Genomic DNA, 13,923 nt, shown 5'->3' on the forward strand with positions numbered 1-13,923 from the left:
CACGCTGTCATGGTGTGCGGGGTTTTTCTATGGGTGCGCGGGTGAACCACCAGGGCATCAAAAAAGCCCCACCACAGCCAGGCTGTGTTGGGGCTTTTCGCCAGCAAGCGCTGCGCGCTCAACTCTGGTTGGCAAGCAGTCGGAACCCTTTGCCGCGCATGCAGTGTGCCACCAGCAGATCCTTGTCGGAATCGTCCACTTTGCTCACGCCCACTTTGAAGCGGCATTCGGACAATTCGGTATAGGTATCGTCGGCTGAAATGTTGGGCTTGGCCCAGAATGGCTTGGAGGTGGCGCAACCCGCGATGAGCAAAGTCACCGCGATGAGCGCTCCTGCATGCTTGATCATTGAATTTCCTTGATTGGTGAACAGACAGAAAGAGCATATCAAACGCACTCTTTTCCCTTTTCTTCACCGGAAAAGACCCTCTTCATGCGGCCTTGCCGACAACACGGCCGTGTTGAGCTTGCGAGCGGCAATGGGCTTCTGGCTATTGAAGAAGGCGCCCGTCACATCTCAGATGGGCTCACCCCTGGCGACCAGGACGCAAAAAGTCACAAAGTGTAGCTTTCATCCGCTAGGATGAAAGCTGGATGTATCCCCCCGCTGAAACACATACCCAAAGCGCCCCAGATCCCGAGTTGCAACAGATTGCCCCCTAGAAACAGCGGAAGCGACCTGTTGCAACTCGACATTTGGACCATGAACATGCGCATGGCATTGCATCGCTTTCTGCGACCGCAGCAGCACCCACCACTGCAGGTTCGGCCTGAGGGTAGCCATCAACCGGTTTACAACCGCCTGAACCAGACATATACGTTCGCGCAAGCTCCCTTTGCTTACCGCTGGAAGCAGCACCGACATCGGAAACGGGTCCAACCTGAAATCATCTCCGGCTCCTTGCAATGTAAAACAGACTGAAGCCTGAATGAATATCCAACTCCTGCAGAACTGCATCTTCGAGCACCAATTCGAGCGCCCGATCCCTGGGTTCGAAATGCTGGATTTTCGTCAAAATCCCCATCCGGAATGGCGTGAGTTCCAGATTTTCGAGCAGCTGTATCGTGAAGGGCGGCACCAAACAGTTGATGTCCTTGGCGCAGTCTCAAGCCGTTTCTTGGCCAAAGGCCTGCTGGATGGTCATGAGGTACGACGCTGGATCGAGCAAACCCCGGGACGGGATGTCTATTTCGTCAATCCATTCCCACAAAGAGTCTATGACAGCTTCAACTCCAGCGCCCGGATGCCACTGAGCTTCGATGATCCAGACATGCTCAAACGGTTTCAACTGGTTCTAAACACGGCGCGGGTTCCATTGAGTTTTGAAGCGCTGGGGCGTCAACACCATGGCAATCATGGCATGAGCAGCTACTGGTTCGGTACTCCCCGGTTCTGGGAGAGGCTCATGACCGACCTCGTTCTTCCGGTGCTTCGACTCAACGCAGGGGAATTGGGGTCAGAACTCCACGGCTTTCTTTACCAACCTGTCAACTATTACGGGCTGGCTGCGCACCGACCCGGCGCCTTGCCATTTCTGCTTGAGCTTGCCACCAATCTGTATATTCAGGCTGAATTTTCCGACCACGCGCTGTTCTACTCGCACACGCGCGCGCAGGTCTTGGAGCGCTGCATCTTTCCGTTTGACCGCGACTTGGTGAATCTCTTTGGTGACGAGGTGGATGCGATGGATGCATGCGGCATCTATGACAGCAAAGCCATGGCGTACTTCCAGTCGGCATCGCACCACAGCACCATGGGGGCGCTGGCCTACATGAATCGTCACGTGGTCAATTTTGACCATGGTGATCCTCGACCCCACCTTCCCTGGTTCCAGACCAACAAAGTCAAAGACCCCCATGAGCACTGAACGCCGAGTCATCATTCACGAGCCCCTTTGGGAGCCAGGACAGGCACTGACCGATCCATGCTTCGCTCCCCTGAGGCTGCCCGACAACCGGCATGCGGACTGGCGCGAGTTTCGTATTTTTGTTGATTTTTTCCGCAAGGGAGGCCATCAGGGAGCCGATTTGACCGGGATCTTCTCGCCAAAATTCCGATTGAAATCTGGCTTGACAGGACAGGATTTTCTACAATTCTCCTCACGCCAACTCGATGCAGATGTGTGCTTCATCAACGTTTTCCCGAGATTGCTTTACACCTCATACAACGTGTGGATGCAGGGCGAATCTGTCCACCCAGGATTGACCGAGCGCGCACAAGGCTTGCTCAATGCCGCGGGTATTGACTGGGATCTCTCAACCGTCCCTCGTCATGACAAAAGGACCCTCTGCTACGGCAACTTTTGGGTGGCTACGCCTGCATTCTGGGAAGCCTTTGTGGGCAAGGTGCTTGACCCTATCGCGCGATTCCTTGAAGAGACACCGGAGGCACCCATTGGCGTTTCCGTATTTGATCCCGCGAAATACATTGTCAAAGCACCGTATCTGCCTTTTATTGTCGAACGCCTGTTTTCAACATTTTTATCACTCAATCCGAGCTACCGAACCGCCCCGTATCCACTACCACCCGACGCCGCCATGATGTCATGTGTGAATGAGTTTCAACAGGTCAGCCTGCGCCACCTTCAACCAGCCGTTGACAGCGCAGACGCCAAGGGCTCTTTTGACGAAGATCTCATCAAGACACAAGCTGTACTGGGCCAATTGTCAACAATTTACAGCGACCTGTACTATCAAATACACCCGCACCCCCATCTCCCGGCGCCGCCGCGCAGCTGAGCGCCAGGGAGGCGCTGCATACCCCTCGGCGATGGGCGTTCAGATTCAAAACAGGATGGCTGGCGGTGCCTGCTAGGCGTGTCGTGTGCCGGGTGCATACGCAAGCCAACAAGTGCGTCAGACGCCTTATTTAGGTCGCTCCCTTGCGGACCGTGGTTTTGCGGGCCTACACTCCGGATGCAGGTTTTGTTGCACAGCTAGGCTGACCTCGGAATGCACACCTCGTGCTTCATCCCGCAAAAACCACGCCGCGCACGTTGGGTTTATCCGGCGCTTCCCTAGCCGCAGCCCGCGCGCGACCTTTGGACTTAGCCAGCCATACCAGGATTGCCCCCCATGCCGATCAGCTTGGGCGTGTTGAGCTTGCGAGGGGCAATGGTCTTGTGGTTCTTGAAGAAAGCTTCCATCACATCCCAGATCGGCTCGCCCGTGGCGCCTTCGGCCACAGGCGCCCAGCCGGCGACCTTGTAGGTTTTGTCGGCGTCGATGGGCTTGCCTTTGAGCATCATGTTGCTGATGCGCTTGCCAGAGTCGGCCTTGGGGTCACAGGTGTAGGCCAGTCCGCCCACGCGCACCATGTCACCGCCCTGCTGGTAGTAAGGGTCGGGGTTGAAGAGGTTGTCGCAGACATCTTCCAGCACGGTCTTGATGGTTTCACCCGACATTTCATTGAGGGTGCTGGCGGGATAGGTGATCGCCACCTGGTCCATCATGAGCTCACGGGTAATCGCCTGACCCGGGAGGATGGTCGTGCCCCAGCGGAACCCGGGTGAAAACGCCAGGTCAGCGCCCTTCACTTCCATCAAGGCATCGACGATGAGCTGGTCCCATGAACCGTTGAAGTTGCCGCGGCGGTAGAGCAGCCCTTCTGATACTGCAAGCGTTTCTTCCAGCTTGCCTTTGAAGGGCGCGCGGACTTTCTCGATGTAGGCCTGCATTTCGGTATCGGCCGGCAACAGATTGGCGAATACGGGCAGCAGCTTGTAGCGGAAGTCTTGTACCTTGCCACCGCGCACGTCAAAGTCGAGCACGCCCAAAAACTTGCTGTTGGAACCGGCGTTGGTGACCAGGGTCTGGCCGCTGGCGTTTTTGACCACGATGGGCGCCGGCATGCCGTCATGGGTGTGCCCACCCAGAATGGCATCGATACCGGTCACGCGGGAGGCCATCTTGATGTCTACGTCCATGCCGTTGTGCGAGATCACAACGACGGCCTGGGCGCCTTTGGAGCGCGCCTCGTCGACCATCTTTTGCATGTTGTCGTCCTGGATGCCGAACGCCCAGTTCGACACCATGTGGCGGGGGTTGGCGATCGGGGTGTAGGGGAAAGCCTGGCCGATCACGGCCACAGGCACACCGTTCATTTCCTTGATCACATAGGGCTTGAACACCGGGTCGCCGAAATCGTTGGTCTTGACGTTTTGAGCCAGGAAATCGAGCTGCCCGCCGAAATCTTTTTCGATGATTTCCTTGACGCGTTTCTCACCCAGGGTGAATTCCCAATGCGCGCTCATGGCGTTGACGCCCAACAACTTGCAGGCATCGACCATGTCCTGGCCGTTGGTCCAAAGGGCCGTCGCGCTGCCCTGCCAGGTGTCTCCGCCGTCGAGCAGCATCGCGTAGGGGCGGCTGGCCTTCATCTGCTTGACCAAGGTGGCCAGGTGAGCAAAACCACCCACCTTGCCGTAGGTTTTGGCGGCCTTCTCGAAGTTGAGGTAAGTGAATGCATGCGCTTCAGGTGTGCCCGGGCGGATCTTGAAATACTTGAGCAGCTCCTCACCCACCAGGTGGGGCGGGCGGCCAAGCGCTTCGGCCACACCCAGATTCATATTGGGCTCGCGGAAGTAGATCGGCATGAGCTGCGCGTGGCAGTCGGTGAAATGCAGGAAGCTCACATTGCCAAATTTGGGCAGATCGTAAAGGGCTTGCCCTGCCCCGGGCTTGCCCGCCAGCACATCTTTGTGATCCAGGGCCATGCCACCGGCGCTGGCGACAGCCAGGACCTGCATGAATTCACGACGACTGAAGCTCATAAACATTCCTTATCAATTGATTGCTGATATTTGCGCCAAATTTTTTTGTGACGCCCTCCCCGACCACCGCGGGTCTCGGGAGCAATCGGTGCGGCGCCGCAGCGCCGCACCGACGGGACATCACTTGTTCACAGGCGAGGCCGGATCCAGCAACAAGGCCATCACGTCCTTGATCTGCTGCTCTTCCAGAATGTCGTTGTGACCAAAGCGGGGCATCAGGGAACACGCATTGGTTGCGCGGGCGTTCCACATCTTGGCCCAGGTGTACTTCACGATTTCCATGCCTGCGGGACTGTCGGGATTGGTGACACCTCGCAACTTGCCGTAGTTGTAGAGGCTGGGGCCAATCGTTCCAAAGGAAATTTCTTCCTTGGTGATCTGGTGGCAGTTGTAGCAGTTGCCACCGTTGTCGCGGTCGGCCTTGTCGCTCCAGCTCAAGCCTTTGCCGCTCTGGGCCACTTTTTCACCGGCCTTCCAGTCGCCGAGGTATTTGCCGTCAGCGGGCCACTTGATCGTTTTCATGCTGGTGTCTTCGACCACCTTGGTCATCTTCTCGTCCAGCGGCTTGCCAGCCACATCGGCTTCACTGCACAGGCGGTTGGCTTCGTCTTGGTTCAGGCGATCCAGCGTGGCAATGCCCTTGGCCTGGAATGAAGATTTCAAGACATCAGCGGTCAGTTGATCGACGTTGCTGCCGGACGAAGAAGCCGAGCAAGCGGCGAGCACCGTCGTGGCAAGTGCGATCAGGGCAATGTTGGTTTTTTTCATATTCTGTCTCCTGTTCAGCGCTTGATGGCGGGCACGGCGGACTCAGAACCCTTGGAGTTCACGCCCATGTAGATCGACAGTGCCAAGGTGGCATCGCTGCCGAACTTGGGCTCGGGGAAGCGCTGCTGGCGGTAGCAATCGTTCAAGCGCTTCTGCATGGTCCAGAGCTGGGCGTTGGACACGCGGTAAGCAGGCCAGGCGGCAAAGCCCACGCCATCACCCGGATTCACCGTCAGGTTGGGCAGGTCTTGCAGACGGATGCGCTTGTTGTCCTGGCCGTGGCAGGTGGCGCATGCGAAATCGTGTGGGCCGCTGCGCATGAAGAACAGGCGCTTGCCCACTTCATACATGTTCTTTTCTTGATCGTGGGCTTGCGGCAGGTTGATACGCATGCCTTTGGACGCAGTGGCGACGTAGGTCGTCATGGCCACCATGTTCGCACTTTCACCTTTGCCGTAAGACGCGTTCACCAGGTCGTCGGCCTTGAACCCCTGCAAGGTTTCCATGCAGGTGATCAGGCGCATTTCCAGATCCTGGATACGACCGGTATCAGCGAAGTACCTGGGCATCTCAACAAACGCGCCTTTGATCACGCCCGGGCCTTTGCCCAGATCGCATTGTTCGAGCGTGGCGTTCTTCGGCCCGCGTTTGGTTTTCCAGAGCTCTTCGCCCTTCATCTCATACAGTTCGGCAGGGTTGCCGTCTTGCAGCATTTCGCGGTATTTCGCGATGGCATCAGCGGTTGCGTCTTGCCCCTGAGCCGAGCCGATGACCCCGGCGGTCATGACAGCCGCCGCAAGAATATGGCGAATAGCCTTGGTTTTTTTCATCTGGAGGTCTCCTGTTACTTATTGACAGTGAAAAGTCAAAAACGGCCAGCGACAAGAGTGGCTGGCCGTTTGCACCGGCGCCCGATCAGGCGATGGTGGCTTCGTCAGAACGCGAGTCGCCCTTGTTGTCGCTCCACTTCACGGTCACTTTGTCGCCCTTGGCTGCACCCTTGAACTTGAAAGACAAGAAGGGGTTCTGCGACACAGAGCCACTGAACATGGCCTTCAGAACAGACTTGCCGTTGTGGGTGGCTTCGACATCCTGGATGAAGTGGGCCGGAATGAGCGCGCCGGCAGCGTCTTTGCGGGTGCCGGGCTCCATGATGTGTGCCATGAGCACGCGGACAGTGGTTTCGTCGCCTGCGAGAGCGGCGCGGATGCGCATCGGATCAGCCATGATGGACTCCTGAATCTATATAAGTGAATTGAAAACGAAACACTGGGGTTTTGATGGGGGGGCGATCAGCCGCCACAACCGCCCAGGGTGACCTTGGTTTCCTTGACGGCAGAAAAAAGCTTGCCATCGGCGCGGACCACAGCGACCACGTTCGTGCTCTGGCCCATCTTCACGCGGGTCTGTATGTCAGCGGCGGTCCCAGCGGGGAGCATGAACGCGCACGACATGGGCGTGGGGTTCTTCTCAACGATCAGGTAAATGTCGGTGGTGTTGGGCAGCTTGGAGATGCAACCAACAGGCACCACAGCGCCGTTTTCAGCGATGTCTGGAGACACCACGGAAACCTGATCGCTGGTGGCCGGCGTGCCACCGATGGCCTTGAGGGCCTCGTCAAGCGTTTTGACGGCAAATGCGGAACGGTCAACCGCAGCTTGAGCCTGGCTCTGGGTAATGATGCCCAGCGAAACCAGGGTGGCGAAAGCGCCCGTGGTCTTGATGGCGGTGCGGCGAGAATTGTTCATGTCGAACTCCTTGTGAGTGAATGCAGTTGCTGTGAATGAAGTTTACTTGTCTGGAGCGCCGGCGAGTACCCAGGCGGCCAGCAATCTGAGCTCGTCGTCCTTCAGGCCGGGCTGCGGCGGCATGGGCACAGGGCCGTAAATACCAGAGCCACCCGACCGGATGCGTGCGGCGACTTTTTCCACCGCATCGGCTTGACCTTGGTGCTTGGCGGCCACATCTTTGTAGGCGGGTCCGACCAGTTTTTTATCGACCGCATGGCATGCCAGGCAGGCGCTTTTGGACGCCAGTGCTTTTGCAGCAGCAGCGTCCAGCGCGAAGGCTCCCGTCGAAGCCAGCAAGGCCGACGTTGCCAGCACGATCTGTTTGAAATCCATGTTCATAGCTTAGAAGCTCCTTTGGTAAAAATGTATGGGGTTAACGAGCAATTGCCCATATCAATGAATAAGCACAAAGCGTTATTACCTATTTCCTGAGATGGGGCTTCAGGGCGCGCCGGCTGCGATCCACCGGGCGATGGCTTGGGCATCTTCGTCCTTCAGCTGGGGTTGCGCTGGCATGGGCACAGGTCCAAACACGCCTGAGCCACCGGCCTTGATCTTGCTCACCAGGTAGGCCTCCAGATCGGCCTTGCCTTTGTGCTTGGCAGCGATTTCGTTGAAGCCAGGCCCCACGATCTTGTTCTTCACGCCGTGGCAGGCGGTACACGCGTTGCTTGCGAGCAAAGCCTTGACATCGCCACCTTCGGCCGCGGATGCTGCGGCCAGGACAGCTTTGGGAGCCGGCACTGAACCGACGGAGCCTTTGGGCGGTGGCTGGGTGGTGTCGGCGCCGCGCACAGGGCCGATCAGGCGGTTTTGCTCGGCCACGTTGCCATGGGCATCGCGCGCAAAAGCTGGCAGCGAGGAGTGCACCGTGGGATCGACTTCGCAGTTCTTCATGCAAGCCACGTTGTTCACATCGCCCTTGCCATTGACTTTCCACAACGGCTCATAGAACACCATGCCGTTGCGGTTAGGCATGCGCTGCTGCACCTCAGCCATGTTCTTGTCGCTTAGCGTGAAATCGGCTGGAACGATGGAAGCGAGGTTGAGCAGATAGGCGGTCACACCGTAGACCTCATCGGCTGTCAGCGACTTCGGCGCGTTCCAGGGCATGGCCCGGTTGATGTAGTCCCAGAGGGTGGACAGGGTCGCCACCTTCATGATGGTGGTTTTCTGGGGGACGATGCTCTTGCCCTCTGCCAGCCCTTTCACGTGACCGGTCTTGATGTCGTCGGCGGTGGTGCCACCGATGATGGGTGTGAACACTTCATTGGACTCCCCAAATATGCCGTGGCAAGAGGCACATTTGTCTTCCCAGACATTGGTGCCCATGTTCACCGAGCCCGATCCCTTCGGCAAGCCTTTGAAGTCGGGGCGGACATCGATATCCCAGGCCTTCACTTCGGCTGGCGTGGCATCGCGGCCCAGGTTGTGCCAGGCAGGATCTGCGGCCGACGCCCAGCCAGACGCCAGCAAGGCGGTGGCCAGGACAATGGCTTGAGTGGTTTGTTGGAGTGGAGTTTTCATCAATACACCTGCACGTTCGAGAGTTCGCCGTTTTCAGACACCAACCAGCTTTGCACGGCGTTCTGGTGGTAGACCGAGCGCGTGCCGCGCACGGCGCGCAACTGGTTGATCTTGGGCTGCACATACCCCGTGCTGTCGATGGCACGGCTTTGCAGGATGGCGGGCTTGCCGTCCCAGACCCAATCGATGTTGAATCGGGCAAACGCCTTCGGCAACACAGGGCCTTCCAGCCGGGCGGTGCGCCAGTTTCGGCCGCCGTCCACGCTCACATCAACGCGCTTGACGGAGCCTCGCCCCGACCAGGCCAGGCCTGTGACGTTGTAGTAGCCCTTGTCGAGCAGGGTCTGGCCAGCGGACGGCGTGGTGATCACGCTCTTGCATTCCTGGATACCGGAGTACTGGCGATGCGAGCCGTCGGGCATCTGGTCGATGTAGTGCACAGCCTCGTCTTTGGTGGCCCACTTCTGGTCGCCCACTTCGATGCGGCGCAGGTACTTGACCCAGCTCACACCCTGGATGCCCGGCACCACCAGCCGCAGCGGGTAGCCGTTTTCGGGGCGCAGCATTTCGCCGTTCATGGCCCAGGCCACGATGCAGTCGTCCATGGCGCGCTCGAAGTCGATGGTGCGGGTCATGGAAGAGCCATCAGCACCTTCGGCCAGCACGAACTTCGCGGCCTTCTTGTCAACGCCGCACATCTCCAGCAGGGTGGACAGCAGCACGCCGGTGAACTCGGAACAACTCACCATGCCGTGGGTGTACTGCACCGTGGGCACCGCGACATTGCCCCACTCGGTGGCACCATTGGCACCGCATTCAATGAAATGGATGCGCGAGACGCTGGGCAGGCGCATCAGATCGTCCATGGTGAAGACGCGCTCGCGCTTGACCAGGCCATTGACCATCAAGCGGTGTTTGGAGGGGTCGATGTCCCACCAGCCTTGGTGGTGGCGCTCGAAATGCAGGCCACTGGGGGTGATGATGCCGAACAGACCCTGCAGCGGGGTGAAGCTGACCGAGGCCTGATTCACACGGGTCAGGCCAGGGCTCTGGCGGCGCTGCAAGTTGGCTTCCCACTTGCTGGGCTTGCCATAGCCATCGGTCGCCACCGATTGACCCAGACCCGTTGTGTGCTCGGGCAATTTGAGGATGGCGTCTTCCCCATCTGCCGCCAGCGCACGGCCGGCAGAGGCGGTTGCCGCCACGCCAGCGCCCATGGCCAGTGCATTGCCCATGAAGCGGCGACGCGCCTTGCGGGCGGTCTCCAGCTTGTCGGGGCTCAGAAAATTTTCGGGCGCAGGCAAGACGCGTCCGATCACATCGCTCAGGTCTTTAGACACTTGCTTCTTCCTTCAGGTTGGCAGGGATAGGGATGGGGCCCGTGAAAACTTCAGCAGCGGGCTGCAGCTGGTGGTCACTGCTGGTGAAAACCGTGTCGATGCGCCCGATCAGCTGTACGGAAACCGTGCGGCACAAGTCGACATACAGGGGATCAGCCACCTTGTAGATGATCTGGGTGCCCTCACGGCGGCGCGACAACATGCCCGCCTGGTACATGAGCCCCAGGTGGCGCGAGACGTTGGCCTGGGCCAAGCCCGTTGCCTTGATGATCTCGTTCACGCACTGCTCTTCCTGGCACAGGGCATGGAGGATGCGAAGGCGCGTCGGCTCGCCGAGCACGCTGAAATAGCGTGCAACCGACTCGAATACCTCTTGCATGTCATCCACGGCGTGTCTCCGGGCGTTGTTGAGGGGTGGGTGTTGAAGCCATCTCAGTTCAACTATATGATTGATTGCCTATATATAGATTAGTGTAAACCCGTATGTCAGCCATTTTCTGACACCCTCTCCCCCCGGATCAGGCTGAGCACACCGGCCAGGATGCAGAAGCTTGCGGAAACTCTGCATAACCCGCGTCGAGCGCGGCGTGGTCTTTGCGGAATGAAGCGCCAGCGCGAAATCCAAGGTCGGCCTGGACAGCTGACCTTGGATTCGAAACGAAACCAATCGTCCGAACAACCAGTGCCCACAGGGGTTGGGCCCACCACGGGCGCCACGGGCGCCACGGGCGCCATGGGCGCCATGGGGGTTATGCAGGACTTCCCTAGGGTTTTCACGCTAGGGACCCCCGGAAAAGCGTTGGTAGCATCAAAACCAAAATAGGCGCAACCAACGAGATAGCCGATAGCACCCACTTTTCCCCGGGCTATCGGTGGCTTTTAGACCTTTTCCCGACCCTGCATCACACCGGAGGCAACCTCATGCAACTCAAACATTGGCTGGCTGTGGGCACGCTGAGCCTGACGATGGGGGGGGCGCAAGCCCAAGTGAACCAGATCAGGGTGTGGGCAGCCGCCTGTGCCACCTGCCATGGCACCCAGGGCAAGGCTGAGGCCGGCAATGAATCACTGGCCGGCAAGGACAAAGATGAAATGCTGCAAAAGCTCCTGGACTTCAAGTCGGGTCGCAAACCCGCCACCTTGATGCATCAGCTCTCCAAGGGTTACACCGACGAGCAGCTGGCGCAATTGGCCGCCTATTTCGCCGCCCAGAAGAAATAAGGGAGACCCCACATGAAACGTCGTCAATTTGTACAAAGCATCGGAGCGGCCTCTGCCGCGGCGGGTTTGGGTCTGGCCTCGGGTTGCGCGTCTAACGCCGGAGGGGGCGGCGCCAAGGTGGTGGTGATCGGTGGGGGCTACGCGGGCGCCACGGCGGCCAAGTATGTGCGGCTGTTCTCAGAGGGCTCGATCCAGGTCACGCTGGTCGAGCCCAATGCCCAGTTCGTTTCTTGCCCGATCTCCAACCTCGTGCTCGGCGGCCACAAGACCATGGCCGACATCACCACGCCGTATGACAACCTGGAAAAGCGACACGGCATCAAACTGGTGCGCGATACGGTGGCCAGCATCGACGCCGACAAGCGCACGGTCAAGCTGGCGAGCGGCGGCGAACTGCCATACGACCGTCTGATCGTGTCACCCGGTGTGGATTTCATGTTTGATACCCTGCCCGGCATGGCCAAACCTGGCGCCAAAGATGCGGTGCTCCACGCCTGGAAAGCAGGCCCGCAAACCATTGCGCTGCGCCAACAGCTGGAAGCCATGCCCGACGGCGGTGTCTACGCCCTGTCCATTCCACTCGCACCGTTCCGTTGCCCACCCGGCCCCTACGAGCGCGCTTGCATGATCGCCAGCTATTTCAAGACCGCCAAGCCCAAGAGCAAGGTCGTGATCTTCGACGCCAACGACGACATCCAGTCAAAAAAGGGCCTGTTCACCAAGGCCTGGGAAGAGCACTACAAGGGCATCATCGAATACAGGCCCAAACACCGGGTGGCCGATGTCGACGCCGCAACCAAAACCATGAAGTTCGAATTCAACGACGACTTCAAGGCCGATGTGCTCAACGTGATCCCCAACATGCGCGCGGGCGATATCGCACTCAAGTCGGGACTGGCCACGGCCAACAACCGCTGGTGTGAAGTCGACTTCCTCACCTTCGAATCGGTCGCCGCGAAAAACGTGCATGTGCTGGGTGACTCGATTCAGGGCGCGCCCGGCATGCCCAAGTCAGGCCACATGGCCAACCAGCACGGCAAGACCTGCGCTGCCGCTGTAGTTTCGTTGTTGCAAGGCAAGGAGGTACCCGGCATGCCCATCTACGCCAACACCTGCTACAGCTTTGTGGCGGCTGACGAGGCTGTGCACGTGGCCAGCGTACACCGCTACGACAGCGAGAAAAAGACCATGTTGGCCGTGCCAGGATCTGGAGGCATTTCGACTGCGGCCAGCGAACTGGAGAGCAAATTCGCGCTGGCGTGGGCGCGCAACATCTGGGCTGACACGTTGGCCTGAACATGCCCCCCCCGCGCCGCTTTCGGCGTCACCCCCTCAATCGGGCCGCATCTGCGGCCCGGCAAAACCGGTTCAACGATGCTCTGGGTGCGGCCATCGCGCGCATCGTAGCCCCCTGTCGGCCAATCGAAGCAATTGAACAAGTCCTATGACATTTTGTATTTCACGCACTGCCATCACTGTGGGTGCCTTGCTGCTGGGCGTCTCCTCGGCATGGGCCCAAGCCGACGAGGCGCGCGCCAAGAAAATCGCGGGAGGCTCGTGTTTTCTGTGCCACGGCGCCAAGGGTGAGTCCACCAGCGAGATCTTTCCACGTCTGGCCGGCCAGCATGCCGAGTACATCGCCAAACAGTTGCAGGCTTTCAAAAGCGGAGAACGCAAGAGCAGCACCATGGCGGACATGGTGGCCAAATTAACCCCCGATGAAATGCAGGCGATGGGTCGGTACTACGAGAAGATGCCCACCCAGTCGACGGCGCCCAAGGAACCGCAGCTGGCCGCCATGGGCCAGTACATCTATCAGAACGGCAACAAGTTCAGCGGTGTACCTGCCTGCGCCAGCTGCCACGGCCCCGAAGCCCAAGGCACCGCCACCCTGCCCCGACTCGCATCCCAGATTCCGGGCTACATCCACACCCAGCTCAAGTCTTTCAACAAGCGCGATCGCACCAATGACAATGCGGTGATGCACGCGGTGGTGGAGAAGATGACGGAGCTGGAGATGGTGGCCGTGGCGGAATACGTGAGCGGAAAATAGGGTTTTCGGATTGCGCGCGGCCTTGCTTTCCCGGGAGCTTCAAGGCTTTTCGAAACCTTCTCATCTCTGGGGCATGCACACGACGCACCCCGTTTGAAGACGTTCGCCTCAAGCCAATGGGCGCGTCAATCGTCGTCGCCCAACTCGGCGTTCCAGCCCCCTGCTTTGGCGCGTTGAATCGCTTCATCGTGGATACGGGCATGGCGCTCGGCCAACGCAGGCGGCAGGCGACTGGGCAAATGTCCGTAGGGCTCCCAGGCCTTGTGCACCTGCTCAAACAGGTTCTGCATGTCACCGGCTGTCTTGCCTGCGAATCCATCACCCTCCGGCAGAATGCCGAAAACCCAGGCGTCTCGAATGGAGCGCCCGGTCATGGTCATGCCATGGTTTTCTTCGTGCTCTACACCGGCGTAGGTTTGTGGTCGGGTCTGGATCATGGCTCGGGGTTCGAT

At 59.0% G+C, this 13,923-nt stretch carries 16 protein-coding genes; 5 read left to right on the forward strand and 11 right to left on the reverse strand.

Features of this window, described 5'->3' with window-relative positions; translation table 11 throughout:
* Positions 1-118: 118 nt before the first annotated feature.
* Positions 119-349: a hypothetical protein gene (locus E5678_RS10600; protein ID WP_136178493.1), complete on the reverse strand. Its 231-nt coding sequence runs from the start codon at positions 347-349 to the stop codon at positions 119-121.
* 580 nt (positions 350-929) lie between these two features.
* Between E5678_RS10600 and E5678_RS10605 the strand changes: the two genes are divergently transcribed.
* Together E5678_RS10605 and E5678_RS10610 are read left to right on the forward strand one after the other, a co-directional pair.
* On the forward strand, positions 930-1,868 hold the full coding sequence (locus tag E5678_RS10605; RefSeq protein ID WP_136178494.1) for a hypothetical protein: 939 nt from the start codon (positions 930-932) through the stop codon (positions 1,866-1,868).
* Entirely contained in the window at positions 1,858-2,739 is an 882-nt protein-coding gene (locus tag E5678_RS10610) for a hypothetical protein (protein ID WP_247596982.1), read from the forward strand. Before E5678_RS10605 ends, E5678_RS10610 begins: the two co-directional genes overlap by 11 nt.
* A gap of 308 nt (positions 2,740-3,047) precedes the next feature.
* Here E5678_RS10610 and soxB read toward each other — a convergent pair whose 3' ends face one another.
* From soxB to E5678_RS10655, 9 genes are all read right to left on the reverse strand, one after another.
* Positions 3,048-4,772, reverse strand: coding sequence for a thiosulfohydrolase SoxB (soxB, locus tag E5678_RS10615; protein WP_136178495.1), 1,725 nt, complete (start codon positions 4,770-4,772; stop codon positions 3,048-3,050).
* Positions 4,773-4,892: 120 nt separating this feature from the next.
* Entirely contained in the window at positions 4,893-5,540 is a 648-nt protein-coding gene (soxX, locus tag E5678_RS10620; RefSeq protein WP_136178496.1) for a sulfur oxidation c-type cytochrome SoxX, read from the reverse strand.
* 14 nt (positions 5,541-5,554) lie between these two features.
* Complete coding sequence (gene soxA, locus E5678_RS10625) at positions 5,555-6,325, reverse strand: sulfur oxidation c-type cytochrome SoxA (RefSeq protein ID WP_247597018.1); 771 nt, start codon at positions 6,323-6,325, stop codon at positions 5,555-5,557.
* A 130-nt stretch (positions 6,326-6,455) separates the two neighbouring features.
* Positions 6,456-6,767, reverse strand: coding sequence for a thiosulfate oxidation carrier complex protein SoxZ (gene soxZ, locus E5678_RS10630; protein ID WP_136178498.1), 312 nt, complete (start codon positions 6,765-6,767; stop codon positions 6,456-6,458).
* Positions 6,768-6,832: 65 nt separating this feature from the next.
* Positions 6,833-7,288, reverse strand: coding sequence for a thiosulfate oxidation carrier protein SoxY (soxY, locus tag E5678_RS10635; protein ID WP_136178499.1), 456 nt, complete (start codon positions 7,286-7,288; stop codon positions 6,833-6,835).
* A gap of 42 nt (positions 7,289-7,330) precedes the next feature.
* Positions 7,331-7,663 carry a c-type cytochrome gene (locus E5678_RS10640; RefSeq protein ID WP_136178500.1) on the reverse strand — a complete coding sequence of 111 codons (333 nt, stop codon included), beginning with the start codon at positions 7,661-7,663 and terminating at the stop codon, positions 7,331-7,333.
* 108 nt (positions 7,664-7,771) lie between these two features.
* On the reverse strand, positions 7,772-8,857 hold the full coding sequence (locus E5678_RS10645; RefSeq protein ID WP_136178501.1) for a c-type cytochrome: 1,086 nt from the start codon (positions 8,855-8,857) through the stop codon (positions 7,772-7,774).
* Positions 8,857-10,197: a sulfite dehydrogenase gene (gene soxC / locus E5678_RS10650; RefSeq protein WP_210732026.1), complete on the reverse strand. Its 1,341-nt coding sequence runs from the start codon at positions 10,195-10,197 to the stop codon at positions 8,857-8,859. The genes E5678_RS10645 and soxC overlap by 1 nt, the downstream gene beginning before the upstream one ends.
* A complete protein-coding gene (locus E5678_RS10655; protein WP_247597019.1) occupies positions 10,190-10,576 on the reverse strand; it encodes a metalloregulator ArsR/SmtB family transcription factor in 387 nt (128 codons plus the stop codon). Before E5678_RS10655 ends, soxC begins: the two co-directional genes overlap by 8 nt.
* A 542-nt stretch (positions 10,577-11,118) precedes the next feature.
* Here E5678_RS10655 and E5678_RS10660 point away from each other — a divergent pair.
* The 3 genes from E5678_RS10660 (at position 11,119) to E5678_RS10670 (ending at position 13,471) form a co-directional block, all read left to right on the forward strand.
* Positions 11,119-11,418: a c-type cytochrome gene (locus E5678_RS10660; RefSeq protein WP_136178503.1), complete on the forward strand. Its 300-nt coding sequence runs from the start codon at positions 11,119-11,121 to the stop codon at positions 11,416-11,418.
* A gap of 12 nt (positions 11,419-11,430) precedes the next feature.
* Entirely contained in the window at positions 11,431-12,714 is a 1,284-nt protein-coding gene (locus E5678_RS10665) for an NAD(P)/FAD-dependent oxidoreductase (protein ID WP_136178504.1), read from the forward strand.
* A 148-nt stretch (positions 12,715-12,862) separates the two neighbouring features.
* Positions 12,863-13,471 (forward strand): c-type cytochrome, encoded by a 609-nt coding sequence (locus E5678_RS10670; RefSeq protein WP_136178505.1) that lies wholly within the window; start codon positions 12,863-12,865, stop codon positions 13,469-13,471.
* 125 nt (positions 13,472-13,596) lie between these two features.
* On the opposite strand, the gene E5678_RS10675 is transcribed toward E5678_RS10670, so the two are convergent.
* The gene (locus E5678_RS10675; protein WP_136178506.1) at positions 13,597-13,908 is read right to left on the reverse strand and encodes a hypothetical protein; all 312 of its coding nucleotides are present in this window, start codon (positions 13,906-13,908) and stop codon (positions 13,597-13,599) included.
* Positions 13,909-13,923: the final 15 nt, after the last annotated feature.

Origin of the sequence: Hydrogenophaga sp. PAMC20947 (assembly GCF_004795855.1) — a bacterium.
Lineage (GTDB): Bacteria > Pseudomonadota > Gammaproteobacteria > Burkholderiales > Burkholderiaceae_C > Hydrogenophaga.

Excerpts from the sequence above, each read along its gene's own strand:
- E5678_RS10600 (WP_136178493.1), bottom strand. The coding sequence starts at position 349 with ATGATCAAGCATGCAGGAGCGCTCATCGCGGTGACTTTGCTCATCGCG.
- E5678_RS10605 (WP_136178494.1), top strand. The coding sequence starts at position 930 with ATGAATATCCAACTCCTGCAGAACTGCATCTTCGAGCACCAATTCGAG.
- E5678_RS10610 (WP_247596982.1), top strand. The coding sequence starts at position 1,858 with ATGAGCACTGAACGCCGAGTCATCATTCACGAGCCCCTTTGGGAGCCA.
- soxB (WP_136178495.1), bottom strand. The coding sequence starts at position 4,772 with ATGAGCTTCAGTCGTCGTGAATTCATGCAGGTCCTGGCTGTCGCCAGC.
- soxX (WP_136178496.1), bottom strand. The coding sequence starts at position 5,540 with ATGAAAAAAACCAACATTGCCCTGATCGCACTTGCCACGACGGTGCTC.
- soxA (WP_247597018.1), bottom strand. The coding sequence starts at position 6,325 with ATGACCGCCGGGGTCATCGGCTCGGCTCAGGGGCAAGACGCAACCGCT.
- soxZ (WP_136178498.1), bottom strand. The coding sequence starts at position 6,767 with ATGGCTGATCCGATGCGCATCCGCGCCGCTCTCGCAGGCGACGAAACC.
- soxY (WP_136178499.1), bottom strand. The coding sequence starts at position 7,288 with ATGAACAATTCTCGCCGCACCGCCATCAAGACCACGGGCGCTTTCGCC.
- E5678_RS10640 (WP_136178500.1), bottom strand. The coding sequence starts at position 7,663 with ATGGATTTCAAACAGATCGTGCTGGCAACGTCGGCCTTGCTGGCTTCG.
- E5678_RS10645 (WP_136178501.1), bottom strand. The coding sequence starts at position 8,857 with ATGAAAACTCCACTCCAACAAACCACTCAAGCCATTGTCCTGGCCACC.
- E5678_RS10655 (WP_247597019.1), bottom strand. The coding sequence starts at position 10,576 with ATGCAAGAGGTATTCGAGTCGGTTGCACGCTATTTCAGCGTGCTCGGC.
- E5678_RS10660 (WP_136178503.1), top strand. The coding sequence starts at position 11,119 with ATGCAACTCAAACATTGGCTGGCTGTGGGCACGCTGAGCCTGACGATG.
- E5678_RS10665 (WP_136178504.1), top strand. The coding sequence starts at position 11,431 with ATGAAACGTCGTCAATTTGTACAAAGCATCGGAGCGGCCTCTGCCGCG.
- E5678_RS10670 (WP_136178505.1), top strand. The coding sequence starts at position 12,863 with ATGACATTTTGTATTTCACGCACTGCCATCACTGTGGGTGCCTTGCTG.
- E5678_RS10675 (WP_136178506.1), bottom strand. The coding sequence starts at position 13,908 with ATGATCCAGACCCGACCACAAACCTACGCCGGTGTAGAGCACGAAGAA.